We start from the raw sequence: 17560 nt of genomic DNA, 5'->3' as shown, positions 1-17560 counted from the left end.
GCCCGCTGCTCCACCACCATACGAACCGCCCGCTCGCGGACTTCAGGTGAAAATTTGTTGGTTGTCTTGCTCATAACGGATGCTCCTTCTCACAAGTTGGAGCCTCCTGGAAACCCGGGGCGCTTCAGCATGCTCGATCATCGTGTCCGGCAAGGGCGCTATCCCAGGCGCACCATTGTGCTTGATATTGCTCACATGTGGCGCAAACCGCTCGTCCTGGCCGAGCGGGCAAGGATGGACCGCATTTACGTCACGCGCGCCGGCAAGCGGCATCTAGTGATTGTGCATCCGGCGCATTTGGAAAACCTTCGCAGCGCAGCTCTGCTGGCTGGTGATCGCGGGCTGCCGAGACGCAAGAGCGATCATGAAGCAGTTGAACCTCACTCTGTCCGCGATCGAGGTCCTGTTGACATAGTCGGTTAGCCATAGCTTGGCGGCGGCGAGCGAGAGGAAGCCGAGGAAAGAGGCAGCGGTTTTGTCGTACCGGGTTGCGATGCGTCGAGATTGCTCCAGTCCGTTGAACAGGCGCTCGACGTGATTGCGGTCGCGGTAGCGCCGGAAGTCGCAGGCGGGCGGCTCTCGACGGTTTGCCTTGGGCGGGATGATCGGCAGGATACCGCGCCAAAGCAAGTCTTCTCGGACGGCGGTCACCGTCATATCCCTTGTCGGCGAGCAGGGCCTTGGGTTTGGCCACAGGCATGTCGAGCAGCGCGGAAACGGCCCGGTAATCCGACACCTCACCGCCTGTCAGGACGAAGCCAAGAGGGCGGCCCTGACCGTCACAGCGGGCGTGGATTTTGCTCGTAAAGCCGCCGCGGCTTCGACCAAAGCCTTCCTTACAGGTCCCCTTTAGCGCCCGCTGCCTGGGAATGGCCGCGAACGATCGTGCTGTCGATCATGTGCTGCCAATCGTCGGTCAGCCCGAGATCGACCAGCGTGGCGAGTACCTCGTCCCACACGCCCTGCTCGGCCCAACGCCGGAAGCGGACATAGACCGAGTTCCACTTCCCATAGCGCTCATGCATGTCGCGCCAGGGGCAGCCAACGCGCAACACATGCAGCATGCCGTTCAGGAAACGCCGGTTATCGTGTGACGGACGGGCTTTGCGGCCGCGCTCTGAGGGCAGCAGCATTCCGATGATCGACCATTCCTCGTCCGACACGTCCCCTCGACCCAACACCGCCTCCAAAAACCAGTCTTGAATCAGAGATCACGTCGTTTGGGAACCCACTATGTCAACACGGCCTAGTTCAATCCGCAGCGTGAGTCATAATCAGCGCACACGGGTACCAGCGCAGATTAACAACCAAGTTTTGCGATGAGCCGACCACCCCGCCTTCAAATCAGGTCGAGGCTGGCAATGCCGCGACTTCACCCCTCATGTCACCAAGCTTTCGCTCCCAAGCCAACGCATGTTCGACAATAGTAGCTAGATCAGCATATTGCGGCGTCCAAGGCAGCGTTGCCTGAATCCGACTGTTGTCCGAGATCAACGAATCAGGATCTCCTGCCCGCCGGCTCTCAAACCGTCGCACTAGCTTGGTGTTCGTAACCCTGTCGACCGCGTCGAGCACTTCAAGAACAGAAAAGCCGTTGCCGTAGCCGCAATTCATCGTTAGCGACTGCGCCGGATCGGCAATGAGAGCCTCTAGTGCAAGCACATGAGCGTTGGCGAGGTCGGAGACATGAATGTAGTCGCGCACCCCGGTGCCATCGGGGGTCGCGAAATCGGTGCCGAAGACACCGACATAGCTACGCTTGCCCAGAGCTGCCTCCACAGCCACTTTGATAAGGTGAGTGGCGCCTGCGGTCGATTGACCAGTACGCGCCTTAGGGTCGGCACCGGCAACGTTGAAATAGCGTAGCGCACAATAATTGACGGGGTGTGCGCGCGCAACGTCCCCCAGCATCGTCTCAGTCATCAACTTGGACATTCCGTAGGGATTTATCGGTGCTTTGGGGCTGTCTTCACGAACCGGCGAAATTTCGGGCACGCCGTACGTCGCAGCTGTCGAGCTGAAAATGAAATGCGGTACCTTGGCAATGACTGCAGCCTGGATCAGGGCGCGGCTCTTGGCAGTATTATTTTCATAGTATTTAAGCGGATTCTCTACAGATTCAGGCACAATGATCGAGCCTGCGAAGTGCATAATCGCGCCAATGCCGCTGCCCATGCCCTGTTCGGCAAAAATCCGAGCTAATAGCGCGCCGTCTTCAACGTCCCCTTGATACAAAGCAACACCGTCCGGGATGGCAAAGCGAAAGCCCGTACTGAAGTTGTCGATGACGATAACCGGCCAGCCGGCGTCCTTGAGAGCAAGGACCGCATGACTGCCGATATACCCCGCGCCCCCAGTCACGAGGACAGGCTGCTTATTGATCATAGATGCCCCAACTGCAGAAATGATTAATTCTTGTGTGCATAACAACATGAGGCAGGCTTTCAAGCAATACCGATTGAAAGGTTTACGACATAAGAGCTTATCGCCTATGGTCGAGACATCAATCGAAACGTGCTCCCAGTGGGGCGCCACCAACTCATTGAGCAGCGTAACACCCCACGTTAAAGCATTTTATAATCAGATGCGCCTGGCAACCCGGAAACCGCTCCATTACCCTCAGGCCGAGGGGGTCGGGTTACACCCACAGCCGTTTGATTAATCGCACCCACGGGCCCCTCAAAATTAAACCACGTTGACAAACGAGAACCGATTGTTGATCGTGGACTCGCGGTATTCGGCTAACGGAATTGGTGCCGGAAGGTCAGCAGCCAAGGAATTTCTGTGACATCACAGGTACAGGTTTTCGTAAGGCGCTCGGGGTACAAACGTGGGGGGCTGAAGCTAGCAACGCTGCTAGAAATGTTGCTCTACATGCAGGTGTTGCTGGCTGGGTTCATCGGCTTCGGTCCCTTCCTTTACGGTGACCGGCTAGGGCAGGAGACGCCAGCAGCCGCACTGCTCTATCCTATCCGTTCACTGGCGACGGTGGGCATTTTCGCGCTGGCGCTACTCTTCGGCGCGCGACCACCGCGAACTGTCCGTGCAGCGATCTTGCTAATCTATGTGCTTTATCTCGCTGCCACAACTCTCTGGACCGTGGACCGCGCTATAACCGCACGCGCCGCGGTTGACATGGCGGCCATATGTATATCGTTGTCGGCGCTGTGTAACGGATTGTCTACCAGTCGCTCCATTAACGTGTTGCTTAACGTGTTGGTGGCAACGCTCGTGGTTTCGTCGTTGCTGGCGGTCACAATGCCCGCAATCGGCGTGATGGGCGCGTACGACAGTTGGACGGAGGATCAAGCGGGCGCTTGGCGAGGGCTGTTCGTGGAAAAGAACGCCCTAGGCGGCACCGCTGCGATCGGCCTCGTCGTGATGGTCCGATCGTGGCAGGTTTGGACGATGCCGACGATCATCAAGGCGGGCGGGGTTGTAGCCGCTCTTGTTTGTTTCATTTTTGCAAGATCCGCCAACGCTTGGGTCGGGCTGGCGGCGATGGGAGTGGCGACGATACTGTTCGCGGGCAACCCTTCCCGCATCCGAGCTGCCCTCACCTGGACAATACTATCGGCCATTGTCGCCGTGATGGCGACAAGTTCCGCTGTACTAACGGCGCTCGACTTCTTGGGTCGGGATACTACCTTTAACGGTCGTACACCGATCTGGGAGACCTCGATTGACCTTTGGCAGAATGCGTGGTTGACGGGCTACGGCTACGTGGCAGGCACGAGCAAGACTCTCCAGCCTATTCTGCTGCAAACCCACGGTGTTGCTGCCCGTCACGCGCACAGCGGCTATATTGAAGCATTGGTGGAAACCGGCGTGATAGGCCTGCTACTGTTCGTTTTGCTGTTTCTCGCCTGCATATGGCGCGCATCAACGCTGCCTCGGTCTACCCCGCCGCTCGACCGGCAAGCGACCACCAGCCTCTTTATGATTCTGTTCGGATCAATGGTGATGGCCGGTGGCGACGTGAATGCCACTCGTCTTGTTGGAGGTTGGGGGGCTATAACTTGGACGGCGCTAATTTGCACTGTCTGCCTGCCTCGCGCCTCTGGCTTTTTGCGTAACCGTACACAGCGCTGGCAACCTCGTTCGGACGAGGTTGTTGCCTCGGCACCCCTACGGGAAGACTCTGCGCAGCGGGTGTGAGGCGCATGACCGGTGGCTCACATCGTTAACGAGTACAATGGTCTCCGATTGGGCCTAGAGAGCGGCGGTTGGTGCCGCATCGCATTTCTAACTTCTGCAAGAACCCTCGATTTTAGAATAAATGACGGCGTCGCGTTAAAATCCACGTCCCGCTTCTAATTGGCGGCATCCCATCGTTGATGCGCGATGACGTGACCCCCAGATTTTTCTCCAAGCTTAATTACAGTCTGGCGTGATGGTGAGGGTTCCCTGGTTTCGTGTGCGGGTATTAATGTGGGCCTCCGGCCTTCATCTGCCGTAAGCCAGCCCAGGGAGGTGTGAGGACGGCACTCGCTATAGTCCCGTCGCCACGCGTCGATCTCATTCTTGGCACCCGCCATTGTTGCGCTTTCTCATCGTGAATGTCGCGCGACTATTGGCGCGCTGTCGGATCGGTGCGCACAAAATTGGTAAGGAGCACGAAAATTTCGAATTTGTTTTGCGTTTTTATTGATACAAGATGACGATCTGCCGCATTGCAACATGCGCTGATGGGTGCCATCGTGCGCATCTACCGACTACGTTAAACATATCCCGTTAGGATACCTCGATGCCGATTGCCGACCGTCCCGATGTGCAGACCATGATCGGCGACGCCGTGGACCAAGCCTATCGATGCCGTCAAATTTCAGTCCGGTTCAGCCTGGCGCTTTGATATCATTTTTTGGTACGAACGGGAATCTTTCTGAATGGTTGGATCTGAAGGCGGTCGACGGCCCCGGATCATCTATCTGGGCCTACGGGGCATTGGCGGCATCCAAGGCGGTGTTGAGACGCATGCCGAAGAAATAATAAAATATATTCCCGCCGATCGCTTTGAGGTCGTCGTCGTGGGCCGCTCGCCTTATCGCAAGGACAGCCACGGTCACGTCGGCGTGAAAGTGAAGTGGCTGCCAACGCTGAAGAACCCGCTACTTGAAACCATGCTGCATTCAGTCGTCGGGGTGTTATACGCCTCTTACAAGAGGGCGGACATATTGCATGTCCATGCAGTAGGGCCGAATTTCATAACGCCGCTGGCGCGTGCGTTAGGCATAAAAGTCGTAGCCACTCATCATGGCAATGATTATAACCGAGAAAAATGGGGGCTGATCGCGCGTAAAGTGCTGCGCACTGGCGAATATTTCGCGGTGAAATGGACACAGGCCTGCATCTCAATCTCGCCAATTGTCGCGCTAGAATTACGCAAGAAATTCAACTCCGAGATCGACTTCATCCCAAACGGCGCTCGGCTTATGACGAAGATTCCCGCAGGCGCGGAACTGGCGGCGCGGGGACTGACGGGCGGTCGCTATATAGTCAATGTAGCCCGTCTCGTGCCTGAGAAGCGTCAACTCGACCTGATTGCGGCATTCGAAAAGGCGAACGTCGATGGGTTGTCGCTGGTGCTAGTGGGCGGTGCGGACCATGAATCGAGCTATTCCCGGGCCGTCATTGAAAGGGCCAATGCCAATCCGCGCATCCACATGACCGGGCATATCAGCGGTGCGGTGCTGAATGAGATTTTCGGCAATGCTGGGCTGTTCGTGCTACCATCGACGCACGAGGGGCTGCCCATCGTGCTGCTTGAGGCGATGTCGTTCGGGCAGCGCGTGCTGTTAAGCGATTTGGCCGTCTATCGCGCCATGGGCATACCGGAGGATGTGATTTATCCGGTTGGTGATACCGATGCACTGGCGAAGCTGATTCAGTCGGCGTTCGCTAGCTTTATGCCTTCGCATGTCGACTGGAGCGATATCTTGTCCAATTATCAGTGGGACAAGGCGGCGGGGAGAACGATCGATGTGTATGAACGCGTGCTGGGGACGCACTGATGTCGCGGCTGTTGAACATTAATAATTATCATTATCGTCGGGGCGGGGCGGAAGCCGTCTATCTCGACCATGGCGCGCTATTTGCCAACGATGGCTGGGACATCGACTGGTTCAGTATGCGGCATCCGCAGAACCTACCGGGTACCGACGAGACATATTTCGCAGACCTGATCGACCTAGAATATATGCAGGGGAAAGTCTCGAAAGCGAAGTCGGCGGCTGCGATCATCTACAATGGCAATGCGCGTAGCCGCTTGCATGCGCTGATCGGCGCAGCGCGGCCCGATGTCGCGCATTTGCACAATATCTACCACCATCTCTCGCCTTCGATTCTCGGCGCGCTCAAGGCACACGACATTCCCGCCGTACTGACCGCGCACGATCTTAAGCTTGTCTGCCCCAGCTACAAGATGTTGTCAGGCGGCAAGGTATGTGAACGGTGCAAGGGCGGCAAGCTTTGGAATGTGGCCGTGCATCGCTGCATGAAGGGCAGCATGGCGCTGTCCAGCCTGATCGCCGTCGAGAGTACGGTGCATCGGCTGGCCGGACTGTATCGCAATGCGGTCGATCGGGTCGTGGCGCCGAGCCGCTTCTATCGCGACAAGCTGATTGAATGGGGCTGGGACGCGGACAAGGTCATTTATATCCCCAATTTCGTGAGGGCTAGGCCACGCCGCGCGCCGGTGAAGTTGGACGGAGCCGTGCTGTATTTCGGCCGCCTGTCGGAAGAGAAGGGCCTTGCGACGCTGATCCGTGCAGCGGCAATGACGGGCGTGGCGGTGAACATCGCAGGCACCGGCCCGTGCGACCAGGAGTTTCGGGCACTAGCGCAAAACCTCAACGCGCCAGTCACATTCCTAGGTTATCGCACTGGCGCGGCATTGGAGCAATTACTGGACGATGCACGTGCTATCGTCCTTCCATCGGAATGGTATGAGAATGCGCCGATGAGCGTGATCGAGGCCTATAATGCTGGCCGTCCCGTGCTCGGCGCGGACATTGGCGGTATCCCCGAGATGATCGACAATGGCGTGACGGGATGGACTTTTCCGTCGCGTGATGTCGAGGCACTAGCATCGAAGCTGGAAGAGATATCGGCGACACCGGTCGCCAATCTGGAAGCGATGGGCCGCGCGGGCGGGATGATGGTCGCTGAGCATCTAAGCGCGGCGCGCTACTATGAGCGCATGAGCGACGTCTATCGCCAACTGGGCGTGGCGAAGAGCACGACATGGCGGCATAGCTAGGCGCGCGGGTCATCGACAAACGCATGGGGAAATTCCTTTGAAACTGCTATTCATCGACTTTACGATTCCGCATCTATTTGATGATGCTGACTATCCGGTTGGCGGATGGGCGGTCGAATTGCGCGCTTGGCTGGCAGGATTCCGCGCGATTGGTGTGGACACGGCGATCATCACGACGGAAAACGCCTCGCAAAATGCTGAACGGTCCGAGCAGGTGGCGCTGCTGCGCGCCTATGCCGACCGCGGGCGTATACCGGGAGCCAATTATCTATTTCGTTTCCTTCCACGAATGCTAGCATTCGGGCGTTCATGGCGTCCGGACTTCGTGGTGCAGGCGGTAGCGGGGATCAACACGGGGCTGATGTACCTACTCGCCCGATATCTGCGCGTGCCGTTCATCTATCGCTGCGCCAATGACATTGACGTCGACGAGCGGGTGGAGAAGCGTTTGGGCGTCATGGCGCTACGCCTCTATCGGCTAGGCCTGAAAAATGCCGACGGGTTCGTTGCACAGAATGGCTATCAACTCAGCCGCATCCAGCAGCTCTATCCGGGCAAGCGCGCGATCGTGCTTCACAACCCTTATCAGCAGATGAACAGTGGGCCAAGCTTGCCGCGTGGCGAGCGGCACTATGTTGCTTGGCTGGGCATATTCCAGCCGCAAAAAAACCTGCCACTGCTCGCCCGCATCGCATACGCGCTGCCCGATGTGGAATTTCGTATTGGCGGCAAGCTAGAAATCGGAATGAACGACAAGACGACGGTGGACGCGATCGCTGTACTCGAGGCGTTGCCCAATGTTAAGATGGTGGGCTATCTGCGGCGTACCAAAGTGCCGGATTTTTTGTCGAAAGCGATCATGCTCCTGAGCACGTCGCATTACGAAGGCTTTTCCAATACATTCTTGGAGTCTTGGGGCGCGGGCACGCCGATCGTCGCTTCGCGGGCGGTCGATCCCGACAGCCTGATCGAGACTCGCGGTCTTGGTCGTGTGGCCGCCGATCCGGAGGCCCTGGCGCAGGTCGTGCGAGAGACAGCGGCTCTGTCGGAAGCAGACTATGCTGCAATGTCAGGGCGCTGCCGTGCGCATGCCAATACCGAGCACGATCCCGTGCATCTTTCGGCCAAGCTGCGCGATTTCATGGAACACGTGCGCGCCGAGGTGTGACAGTGCCGATCAGCGGGCGGCTGGCCAAGCGTTGCTGTTCATCGTGAACAAACGGAAGCGTTCCGAAAGGCGTTTGAAGCGGCCTATCGCGACATCGTTATTGAAAGTGCCGACGAAGCCGGCGGGTGCGTTGGCATCCTTCCAGTAATCGGCTGAGGCGGAGCCGACATAGTTTGCCTTCCCCGTAAGAGATCCGCCGGGGCGCGCGGGAACCATGCGCGCTTCATATTGCACGTATACGCCCGCGACACCGCCCTTGGGCAAAGAAACACGCTCGCCCCAGAAGTGGAACACCCGGTCGGCCTGCAGTAGGGTCAGCGTTGATTGCTTGGCTATCGTCGTCGCTCCCCGATCGGCCGCGTCGCCAGAGAAATTTTCGCGAAAATGCCGCCCGCTGGGTGCGGACGCGCGGTCGAGCATGCACCAGCGCCTGCTCAATTTCGGTAAAACGAACAATTCGAGATTGCGGACCTCCACGCGAACGTCGCGCGGATGCGTGCCGCCAATGCCGGCATAGATCATCCCCGTCGCGACGATGTGGGTCCAATCGTCCGGTGGTGCGTTGCCCATCGAAGGGCGCGCGCGTAACGCCCAGCTAAACGGGCGGCCATCCGGATTGGTCGCACCGTGCGGGATCGCTTCACTGGGCAGCGTCACGTCCTCAATCGGCGGGGCGTAGCGAGGGCTGACGGACCGTGCGGTTGCGGTGTTGCAGGCGGGGGCAGAGTAGGATGCGGGTTCCCCCGCTGCTGACGACGGGATCAGTGTGGCCTCACACATAGCTATGATGCATGCGGCTTTTCTCATCGAAACGGCACCTTGTTCCAGATATCTTCCGGCACATCCTGCTTCAGGATTTTGCCTGGATTGCCGCCGACCAACGCATGGGGGGGCACATCGAAAAAGATCACTGCGCCAGGCAATATGCGGGCGCCTTCGCCGATGGTGATGCCCCCGACGATGGAGGCATTCGGGCCGATAGTCACGCCGTCCTCGATCACGGGATAGCCGGTTTCCCGCCCACCATCCTCGTTGATCTTCGACCCACCTCCGATCGTCACGCCGTGCAGCAGGGTGACATTTCGGCCCAACTTGGCGCGGGCGTTGATGACAACACCCCAGCCATGTTGGATGGCGAGCCCTGCGCCGATCTCGACCATCTCGGGCATGTCGAGGCCGGCCCGCTGGCAAGCCATGATGTGCGCACGGCGCGCGATCTTCTTTGCGATGCCCGAGGCAGACTGATACCAACGCAGCGTATAGATTGGCCGGAAAGCACGGTTGGTACACGCCAGCGGGCGAGCAAGCTTGCGCGAGTATATGCCGTTCACACGATAGACATCGCAAGCGAGCGGATCAGTGAAATTATGTGCATCATTCATGATGGAATCCATCTTATTCCCATATGATCCTTGGCCAGTGCTCCGTCGGCAAGCGCCGCGCGCGCTCTCGGTTGTGCAACAATACAGTCTTTCAATCAGTGGAGCATTATTCAGGCGGAGAGCCAGCGACCCCTTGGACTAATGCTAAACGGTCCATGAAATACTTGAGCTTTACGATCGCTTTTAAATCGCGAACGCGACTGGGGCGATTATGAGCAAACACATGACGAAAATCATCCATTCAAGTTGAGCGTCCTTCATCTACCCGGACCTTATTACTGATATTGACGGCAGGCACGCCAACCAAAACAGCACCAGAGGGAAATGATCGGTTCACCAGAGCATTAGCCCCTATCGTGACGTTATCACCCAATATAATGCCACCGATAATAGCTGAGCCGCAACCGATGAAGCAGTTATCGCCAATAACTGGAACTTTTCCGCCCGAGCTTCCGATAGTTACGCCTTGATGAATTCGACAATTCGCCCCTACTCGCGCCTTACCTTCTATACAAATAGTTCCCCAGTGAGCGATTGACAGTCCTGGGCCACAAGTATGCGGCGGTATGGTAAAGCCTAGTCTTATACTATCCCGCTGGTGAAAATATTTTAATATGTTAAAATATATATATTTAATAAAATTTTTATTATTCTCATTTTTACTTAGAAACTCTATAATTCTAAGTCGCCTTTGATACCTTAGAATAGGATATTTTATCGCGACAAATATATTATATTTTTGCACAGGGGGGTGATGGGCAATCAAATCTTTCGCGAATACATCTAGAAAAGATTTTTTGTCCATATCTTCCACCGAATACAAGTTAATTGATAAATTAAATTGAGAGAAATGCTAAAATTTCACAATTTAGAAAGAAGGTTTTCGGCAATTCGGTCCCAATTTAATTCATCGTCAGCGAAATTTTCTGCGCCTCGGCCAAGGCGGTGGATTTGGTTTGGATCTTGCAAAAAAGCGGCCATAGCATCGGCGAGAGCGGTGGCATCGCCGGGAGGCACCAGCAGGCCGTTTATTTCATGTTTTACAACATCGCTGAGGCCGCCAACATTGCTGGCGATTGCGGCACGACCATTGGCAAAAGTGGACGCGAGGACGCCGCTTTGCGTCGCATCGAGATAGGGCGCGACGACGAATGACGTCAGTGCGAGCTCCCGCTGCAACTCTTCGGGCGTGAGGTAGCGGGGGATCACCTCGACATTCGGCATGGTTGCAATCCGGTGGGCGAGGCGTCCCTGCTCGGGACCGGCGCCAGCGACAACAAGATGAAAATCGACACCGCGCGCGCTCAGCAAAGATGCGGCATCAAGTAGGACCTCTAGCCCCTTATAGGCTTCCATCCTTCCGAACATAAGTATGCGCCCCGGCTTGGCCGCTTTAGGTTGGCGGCGCTTTGGCGTCATCAGGACTCCGTGGCGAATCGATAGAATCCTTTCGGGATCATATCCAAGCGACACCATCTCGCTCAGGCACCGCTCGCCATGAACGATCAAAACGTCCGCATGCTCCCGCAGCCATCGGCGATATGGCACGTCGACCAAGGCGCGCGAACTGTCGCTGCCGCTGTGCGGCTTGGGGTCGTGGACTATTAGTGCGACACGGGTAAAACGCCGCAATAGGCCTATCATGGGTTTGAGGAACTGCCGAACGCCTTCCTGCACGATCACCAGATCGGCACGGAACAGCATCGCTTGAAATATACAATAAAAAAGGGCGAAAGCGTGATGCCAGCGCCTCTCCATAGGAATTGCGGTTACGCTCGCTTTGCCCGACAGCGAATGCTGCATCTCGTCCGAGCGGTTATAGCTGTTGAGAATAAGGCGCGTGGGTAGCTGCCCGGCAAGGCCGGCCGCCAAGCGTTCACTATATTCAGCAAAATGAGGAGCGATGAAAAGGATGCGCTTTGACTTCATGCCACTTTGCTCTTCAACTTCCAACGTAATTTGCGGCAGGCAGGCAGACTAATAACAATTAGGCCATAGAGCACCGCATAAAGTGTGCAGGCCAATAGCAGCCGGGATAAATTAGTGTCTTTAGACGTGATGAGATGATTGAGGGCGGCGGCCGTGGCGAATGCGAGCGTAGGCGGGATGATGTCTGCCCAGCTGCCGAGACGTACCCCCAGTAACCTGTTAGCCGCGATCAGGCGCAGTAGATTAATCAGCGTGAAGGCGATAATCACCGATATAGCGGCCCCGACCGTGCCGTAGGCCATAGTGAACGGTATGCAAGTGCCAACGAGCACTGCAGACGAGAGCATCAGTATCGCAAGGTCGGTCTTGCTGCGGCCGCACATGGTGAGCGCATAGCTGGTCGGAGAGAGTGCCGCGCTTATAAGATAGCCGAGTGGGATGAGCACAGTGATCGCCGGATCGGGCTTGTAGGCCGGACCGAATATCACGTCGAGATGCTCGCCGAATCCTGCTATACCACCGAAGATGAAGCCTCCCAATATCGTCGCCCATCGGATCGTGTTGTTGATGTCGCGAGCCACCGCAGCATTGTCGCCTTTGCTATGATGGCGGGCGATGGCTGGTCCTAATGTCTGCATCAGCGATGTCGCTGCGACAGGTACCAATTGGGCGATGTTCGATACGACAGCATATTCACCTACCGCATGGGTCGCGGCAATCGCCCCGACAATGGCCAAGTCTGCTGTGCGCATAATGCTGTAAGCGAAGAGGTTAAGTGCCATGGATGGCGCTTCGCGGAAATGCTGCCAACTGACTTTCCAGTCAGGTGCTTCTGAAGCTCGCCCATGCGGTTCCCGCTCGCGCTGCGTCCAAGCATAGTAAGGCACGGCAAGCAGGAAACCGGCGAGGTAGGCGAAGGTAGTCCCGATGACGACGCCTATAACGCCATAGCCTAGGTAGACGGCCAAAACATTAAGGACGGTGCGCACGATCGGCTGGAAGTAATATGTGATGCCCAGAATCGGGATGATATTTCCCTGTACGCGAAACCAAGCCACCATAAGCAACACGTCACTGGCGAACGGAATGGCTAATAGAGTCAATGAGAAGTTCGTTTTAAACCCCGTATAGTCATAAACGTGGCTCGCCAACAGAGGACCGACTAACATGCTTCCGAGCAGTGTCATGACGATGCCGGACGCGAAAACGAGAATACGGAATCTTCGAAAATGCAGCGCCTGTTCGTGTGGCGCATCGTCGAAACGCGGCAGGATACGAAACAGGGCGAGGTCTAGGCCAAGCGGTGTTACCACGATGATGATCGTTAATATGCTCCGCAGCACAGAAACTTCGCCATAATCGGCCGGGCCGAGCAGCTTTGCCACGAACACGCCGCCGATGAAGCCTAGCGCCTGCTGCAACAGCATGCCGCCGGCCGTCACCAAACTATTCAGACGCGCAGATGGTCGGGCAGCGCCGGTCATGCGGTCAGGCTTTTCTCAGTCTGGGACGTATACATGGATCTTGTCAGACTAGGCTGAAAACTTCCGATAGCTGAGATGCCATTCGACGAAGCGTGAGACCTCTCCTGATATCGAAATTGTGAGCCGCAACCGGCCTTCTCTCCTATCCTGCAGGCATCAGCGAAGGTCGTCAGCACATTGCCAGTTTGAAACGGCTGGTAATCGCAGCTCGCCTCAAAGACCGAGTGTAAGCGGTCCCCCTTTATTTGAGAGTCGTTGTAGGGATGAAAATTATCCATCTCAACCGCATTGTGCGCCTCTCCTTTGAGACGGCCAGCCATTGTCGCTCCGATAGCGCACGTCGCGGCTGTTATTGAAATCGTCATTTAGAGCTCCAACAGCCTGAGGGCGAGATTAGGTGCATAATCGCCCGGTAATGCGGGAAATGGCCGGACGTCGATTATCCAGTCAATATCTCGCGATAGAGGCTCAGCCAGGCCTCGACCATGCGTTGTCGGGTAAAGACCGTGTGCACTACTTCCGCCCCGCGCGCGCCATAGGTGCCGGCAAGTTGCGGATTATCGAGCAATCGAGTTATCGCGCTGGCAAGGGCGGCCGGATCGGAGGGAGGCACCAGAAGGCCGCACTGATGGTCTGCTACCAACTCACGATTGCCCCCATCATCAGTCGCTACCACCGGCTTTCCGGCGGCCAGGAATTCCGTCAGCGCATTGGAAATACCTTCCCCATGTGTGGAAACGGCGGTAGTTAAGACACCGATTGTCAGCTGCTGATTCAGCCGTTCGACATCGCTGCGCCGGCCAAGAATCCGCATTCGCGGCACGTCAGCATAGCGCGCTTGCGCAGCGGGCAATTGCGGGCCATCACCCACGGCAACAAAGGTGACATCGCCACGCGCAGCTAGGAGGATTTCGGCGGCCGCGAAGAAAGTGGGATAATCCTTGTGCTCGGAAAAGCGCGCCACCATGCCCACAGCATAAGGCGTGTCGATCCCCAGTTCCTGTCTCAACGCCGGGTCGACCGGCGCTGCATCGAGCCGCGCGAAATCGAAACCGTTGTGGATCACATACGAGCGTGGTCCGGACACGCGATAAGCGCTGAGACCGGCGCGGCTGTTGGCGACGATGGCGGCGGCAAAAGGGTGGGAGAGGCAACTATGCACCCAGCGCTTATCGAATGACGACAAGCGTGAGGGCGCATCACGGATATGGCCGCACACTAATGGCAGCTGGCCAAACCTTGAGGCAGGTACGGCATAGAGCGAGCACATCGTGCCCCAGCTGTGCAACACATCCGGCCGCATCGCCTTCACGAAGTCGCGCACACGCAGTACCAGACCCATGTCCCATCGCGAACGACGGGGCAGGCTATGCACACGATCTGCAATATCCGCCACGTCATATTCAAAGTCGTTTGACAAGGCCAGGATGTGTGCATCTACCCCGGCCGCCAAGCTCCCACGCACTAGTTCCAGCAGCTGGCGCTCCTTCCCGCCGGACTTCAGTGTCTCAATGATATGAAGCACCTTCATACGCAGACCGCCTTCACAAATGTGATAGTCTGTTTGAAACATGCGCCTTCGGAAATTTTCATTGGATCGGTGCCGGGCAGTTTCCAGCTGGAATCTGACGTTGCCTTGAGCATTCCAACATTCCTTAGTCGGAAACGGAATAATAATCTTGGTACCACTCAACGAACCGCGCCACACCGTCACCCACGCTCGTTTTTGGTGTATAGCCCGTCAACTCTTTGAGCAGAGCAGCATCAGCCCAAGTCGCAGGCACATCGCCTGCCTGCATTGGCATCAAGTTTCGGTCAGCTCGACACCCGGTGGCTGTTTCGATCGCTTCGATGAACTCTGTGAGTTGCACCGCATTGGAATTTCCTATGTTTACGACCCGCCAAGGCGCCACCGGCGAGAGACTATCGCCATGAAGCACCGCCTCACCATCAGAAAGGCGCACTGGAGGAGTGTCAATCAGCAGTCGGATCGCCTCCACTAAGTCGTCGATGTAAGTGAAGTCTCGCTTCATGTCGCCATAGTTGTAAACGTCTATCGGACGGCCCTCAAGGATCGCCTTGGTAAATTTGAACAGTGCCATGTCAGGCCGACCCCACGGGCCGTAGACTGTAAAAAAACGGAACATTGTCACCGGCAGGTCGAACAGGTGCGCATAGCTGTGGGCCATATTTTCCGTCGCCTTCTTAGTGGCGGCGTAAAACGACATCTGGTGATCAGCCTTGTCGGTCTCGCGATACGGCATTTCGGTGTTGGCTCCGAAGGCCGAGGAGGTGGAAGCTAACAGCATATGCTGCGGTGGATGAGCGCGGGCAGCTTCGAGCAGTTCGAATGTGCCCACGATATTGCTTTCGAGGTACGAGCGCGGACTCTCGATCGAGTAGCGCACACCTGCTTGTGCTGCGAGATGCACCACGACATCTGGTTTTTCACGAGCGAAAATATTCAATAGCAGGCCTGGCGTCTCGACATAATCTTCGATAGCGTGGAAATGCTCAGACTGGAGGAGCCGGGCTTGGCGTCGCTGCTTCAGCGAAACCTCATAATAGTCTGTCATTGCATCAAGGCCAATAACCCGGAAACCATCGCGTAGGAGCCGCTGGCAAACAAAGGAGCCGATAAATCCGGCCGAGCCGGTAACAAGTACAGTGCGCATTAGGTTTATTAATCCGATCCGAATAAATCGCGAGTGAAGACCTTGGCTTTCACATCCTCAATTTCGGGAGTCATCCGGTTGGCGATGATGACATCACATTTGGCCTTGAATTCGCCAAGATCGCTTATTACGACGGAGCCGAAGAACGTTTCATCCGGCAACGCCGGTTCGTAGATCATCACCTCAATGCCCTTAGCCTTGATCCTCTTCATGATACCTTGGATCGAGGACTGGCGGAAATTGTCAGAACCAGCCTTCATTACCAGACGGAAAACGCCGACTTTGCGCGGCTTCGCCGCTATGATCTGGTCGGCCAGGAAATCCTTCCGAGTGCGATTGGCATCGACGATTGCGCGGATCAGGTTCTGCGGTACGTCAGAGTAATTAGCCAGAAGCTGCTTGGTATCCTTAGGCAGACAATAGCCGCCATAGCCAAAGCTTGGGTTGTTATAGTGTCTACCGATACGCGGATCGAGACCAACGCCATCAATAATCTGACGCGTGTCCATGCCACCTGCGATAGCATAGCTGTCCAGTTCATTGAAGAATGCGACCCGCATAGCAAGATATGTGTTGGCGAATAGCTTTATTGCCTCAGCCTCATTAGCATCAGTGAACAGTATTTGGACGTCTTTTGCTTCCGCCCCCTGTAGTAGAAGGTCGGCAAAAGCGCGAGCACGATCCGAGCGTTCACCTACGATAATGCGCGAGGGATACAGGTTGTCGTAAAGCGCCCGACCTTCACGCAGAAATTCGGGACTGAAGATGACCTGCGGCGCATTCAGGCGCTCGCGCACGTCTTCAACGAATCCGACCGGAATGGTTGACTTGACAATGATTGTTGCAGCAGGATTTGCCTGAACCGCAACGCGGATGACAGTCTCCACGGACGATGTATCGAATTTATTCGTTTCCGCGTCGTAATTCGTAGGCGTGGCGATGATCACGTAGTCCGCGTCGGTGAGCGCCTGATAGGCATTCAGCGTTGCCGTCAGGTTCAGATCGCGACTGGCCAAGAACGCCTCAAGTTCTGCATCGACGATTGGCGATTGGCGAGCATTGAGCTGCTCTACCCGTTCAGCCGAGATATCAACTGCCAGAACCTCATTATGCTGCGCCAGCAGTACGGCATTGGAAAGGCCCACATAACCGAGGCCAAAAACGGCGATTTTCATCCTAGGGTTACTCACGAATTTATAGTGAGGCTTCAAAAGAAACCGAATGCAATCTGATTGGCTTTATCAGTCCCCTAAGCGGATTCTTTAACGGGCCGCTCGTTAAACAGCCTAATCCAACTTGTCGCTAAAATAGTCAACGAATTTATGCTGCACCGCACACATGGCGGCTCAAAGCACGGCTGACGCTTTCCTGAAAAATGCCTCCAGCGTGAATGATAGAAATCTAGCCTGTGGCAGAACCGGAGCAGGGTTAAACGTCCTGAATTTACAAGCCGGGCGACCGGCGGCGGCGGCCGGCCGAGTGGCATTACATCAACCCGCATAGCCTTAGCAGGCTGGCTTCATCGAGGCCTTAAAAGGGCTTTGTTGCGAAATTGCGCCTGGGGGATTCCTCAGGTGAATCGAGTGCTTTAGGGGGCGGCTATGCCCAAGCCAGCCTCACCAAAGTATCGCACGACAAACTGGAGCGCGTATAATGCGGCGCTG

Annotated in this window: 15 protein-coding genes and 1 pseudogene; 4 read left to right on the top strand and 12 right to left on the bottom strand. The window is 56.3% G+C overall.

Annotation, left to right across the window (positions count from 1 at the left end; all coding sequences use genetic code 11):
* Positions 1–273 precede the first annotated feature (273 nt).
* From SxD43FB_RS26105 to galE, 4 genes and pseudogenes are all read right to left on the bottom strand, one after another.
* Positions 274–657 carry a transposase gene (locus SxD43FB_RS26105; RefSeq protein WP_255245843.1) on the bottom strand — a complete coding sequence of 128 codons (384 nt, stop codon included), beginning with the start codon at positions 655–657 and terminating at the stop codon, positions 274–276.
* A gap of 28 nt (positions 658–685) precedes the next feature.
* Positions 686–796: pseudogene (locus SxD43FB_RS26100) on the bottom strand (IS5/IS1182 family transposase); the annotation flags it as partial.
* A 40-nt stretch (positions 797–836) separates the two neighbouring features.
* Complete coding sequence (locus SxD43FB_RS26095; protein ID WP_255245842.1) at positions 837–1178, bottom strand: IS5 family transposase; 342 nt, start codon at positions 1176–1178, stop codon at positions 837–839.
* A 166-nt stretch (positions 1179–1344) separates the two neighbouring features.
* Complete coding sequence (galE, locus tag SxD43FB_RS20875) at positions 1345–2385, bottom strand: UDP-glucose 4-epimerase GalE (protein ID WP_096063822.1); 1041 nt, start codon at positions 2383–2385, stop codon at positions 1345–1347.
* A 477-nt stretch (positions 2386–2862) separates the two neighbouring features.
* Here galE and SxD43FB_RS20870 point away from each other — a divergent pair, with 477 nt between their 5' ends.
* From SxD43FB_RS20870 to SxD43FB_RS20850, 4 genes are all read left to right on the top strand, one after another.
* Complete coding sequence (locus tag SxD43FB_RS20870; protein WP_141249574.1) at positions 2863–4158, top strand: O-antigen ligase family protein; 1296 nt, start codon at positions 2863–2865, stop codon at positions 4156–4158.
* Positions 4159–4886: 728 nt separating this feature from the next.
* Positions 4887–6011, top strand: a complete 1125-nt coding sequence (locus SxD43FB_RS20860; protein ID WP_096063819.1) for a glycosyltransferase family 4 protein — start codon at positions 4887–4889, stop codon at positions 6009–6011.
* The gene (locus SxD43FB_RS20855; RefSeq protein WP_096063818.1) at positions 6011–7258 is read left to right on the top strand and encodes a glycosyltransferase family 4 protein; all 1248 of its coding nucleotides are present in this window, start codon (positions 6011–6013) and stop codon (positions 7256–7258) included. Before SxD43FB_RS20860 ends, SxD43FB_RS20855 begins: the two co-directional genes overlap by 1 nt.
* A gap of 37 nt (positions 7259–7295) precedes the next feature.
* The gene (locus tag SxD43FB_RS20850) at positions 7296–8426 is read left to right on the top strand and encodes a glycosyltransferase family 4 protein (protein ID WP_096063817.1); all 1131 of its coding nucleotides are present in this window, start codon (positions 7296–7298) and stop codon (positions 8424–8426) included.
* 9 nt (positions 8427–8435) lie between these two features.
* Here the strand turns inward: SxD43FB_RS20850 and SxD43FB_RS20845 are convergent, their stop codons facing one another.
* The 8 genes from SxD43FB_RS20845 to SxD43FB_RS20810 all read right to left on the bottom strand — a co-directional run bounded on the left by SxD43FB_RS20845 (position 8436) and on the right by SxD43FB_RS20810 (position 17071).
* Positions 8436–8948: a hypothetical protein gene (locus SxD43FB_RS20845; protein ID WP_141249573.1), complete on the bottom strand. Its 513-nt coding sequence runs from the start codon at positions 8946–8948 to the stop codon at positions 8436–8438.
* Between the two features lie 281 nt (positions 8949–9229).
* Positions 9230–9808, bottom strand: a complete 579-nt coding sequence (locus SxD43FB_RS20840; protein ID WP_096063825.1) for a serine acetyltransferase — start codon at positions 9806–9808, stop codon at positions 9230–9232.
* A 241-nt stretch (positions 9809–10049) separates the two neighbouring features.
* Positions 10050–10613 carry a serine acetyltransferase gene (locus tag SxD43FB_RS20835; protein ID WP_096063824.1) on the bottom strand — a complete coding sequence of 188 codons (564 nt, stop codon included), beginning with the start codon at positions 10611–10613 and terminating at the stop codon, positions 10050–10052.
* A 56-nt stretch (positions 10614–10669) separates the two neighbouring features.
* The gene (locus SxD43FB_RS20830) at positions 10670–11737 is read right to left on the bottom strand and encodes a glycosyltransferase family 4 protein (RefSeq protein ID WP_096063815.1); all 1068 of its coding nucleotides are present in this window, start codon (positions 11735–11737) and stop codon (positions 10670–10672) included.
* Complete coding sequence (locus SxD43FB_RS20825; RefSeq protein ID WP_096063814.1) at positions 11734–13221, bottom strand: oligosaccharide flippase family protein; 1488 nt, start codon at positions 13219–13221, stop codon at positions 11734–11736. The genes SxD43FB_RS20830 and SxD43FB_RS20825 overlap by 4 nt, the downstream gene beginning before the upstream one ends.
* Positions 13222–13660: 439 nt before the next feature.
* A complete protein-coding gene (locus SxD43FB_RS20820; RefSeq protein ID WP_176482878.1) occupies positions 13661–14914 on the bottom strand; it encodes a glycosyltransferase in 1254 nt (417 codons plus the stop codon).
* On the bottom strand, positions 14877–15896 hold the full coding sequence (locus SxD43FB_RS20815; protein ID WP_096063812.1) for an NAD-dependent epimerase/dehydratase family protein: 1020 nt from the start codon (positions 15894–15896) through the stop codon (positions 14877–14879). Before SxD43FB_RS20815 ends, SxD43FB_RS20820 begins: the two co-directional genes overlap by 38 nt.
* A gap of 8 nt (positions 15897–15904) precedes the next feature.
* Positions 15905–17071, bottom strand: coding sequence for a nucleotide sugar dehydrogenase (locus SxD43FB_RS20810; protein WP_096063811.1), 1167 nt, complete (start codon positions 17069–17071; stop codon positions 15905–15907).
* Positions 17072–17560 lie beyond the last annotated feature (489 nt).

Origin of the sequence: Sphingobium sp. D43FB, from assembly GCF_002312805.1 — a bacterium.
Lineage (GTDB): Bacteria > Pseudomonadota > Alphaproteobacteria > Sphingomonadales > Sphingomonadaceae > Sphingobium.
This window is presented reverse-complemented; position numbering and strand designations above follow the sequence as displayed.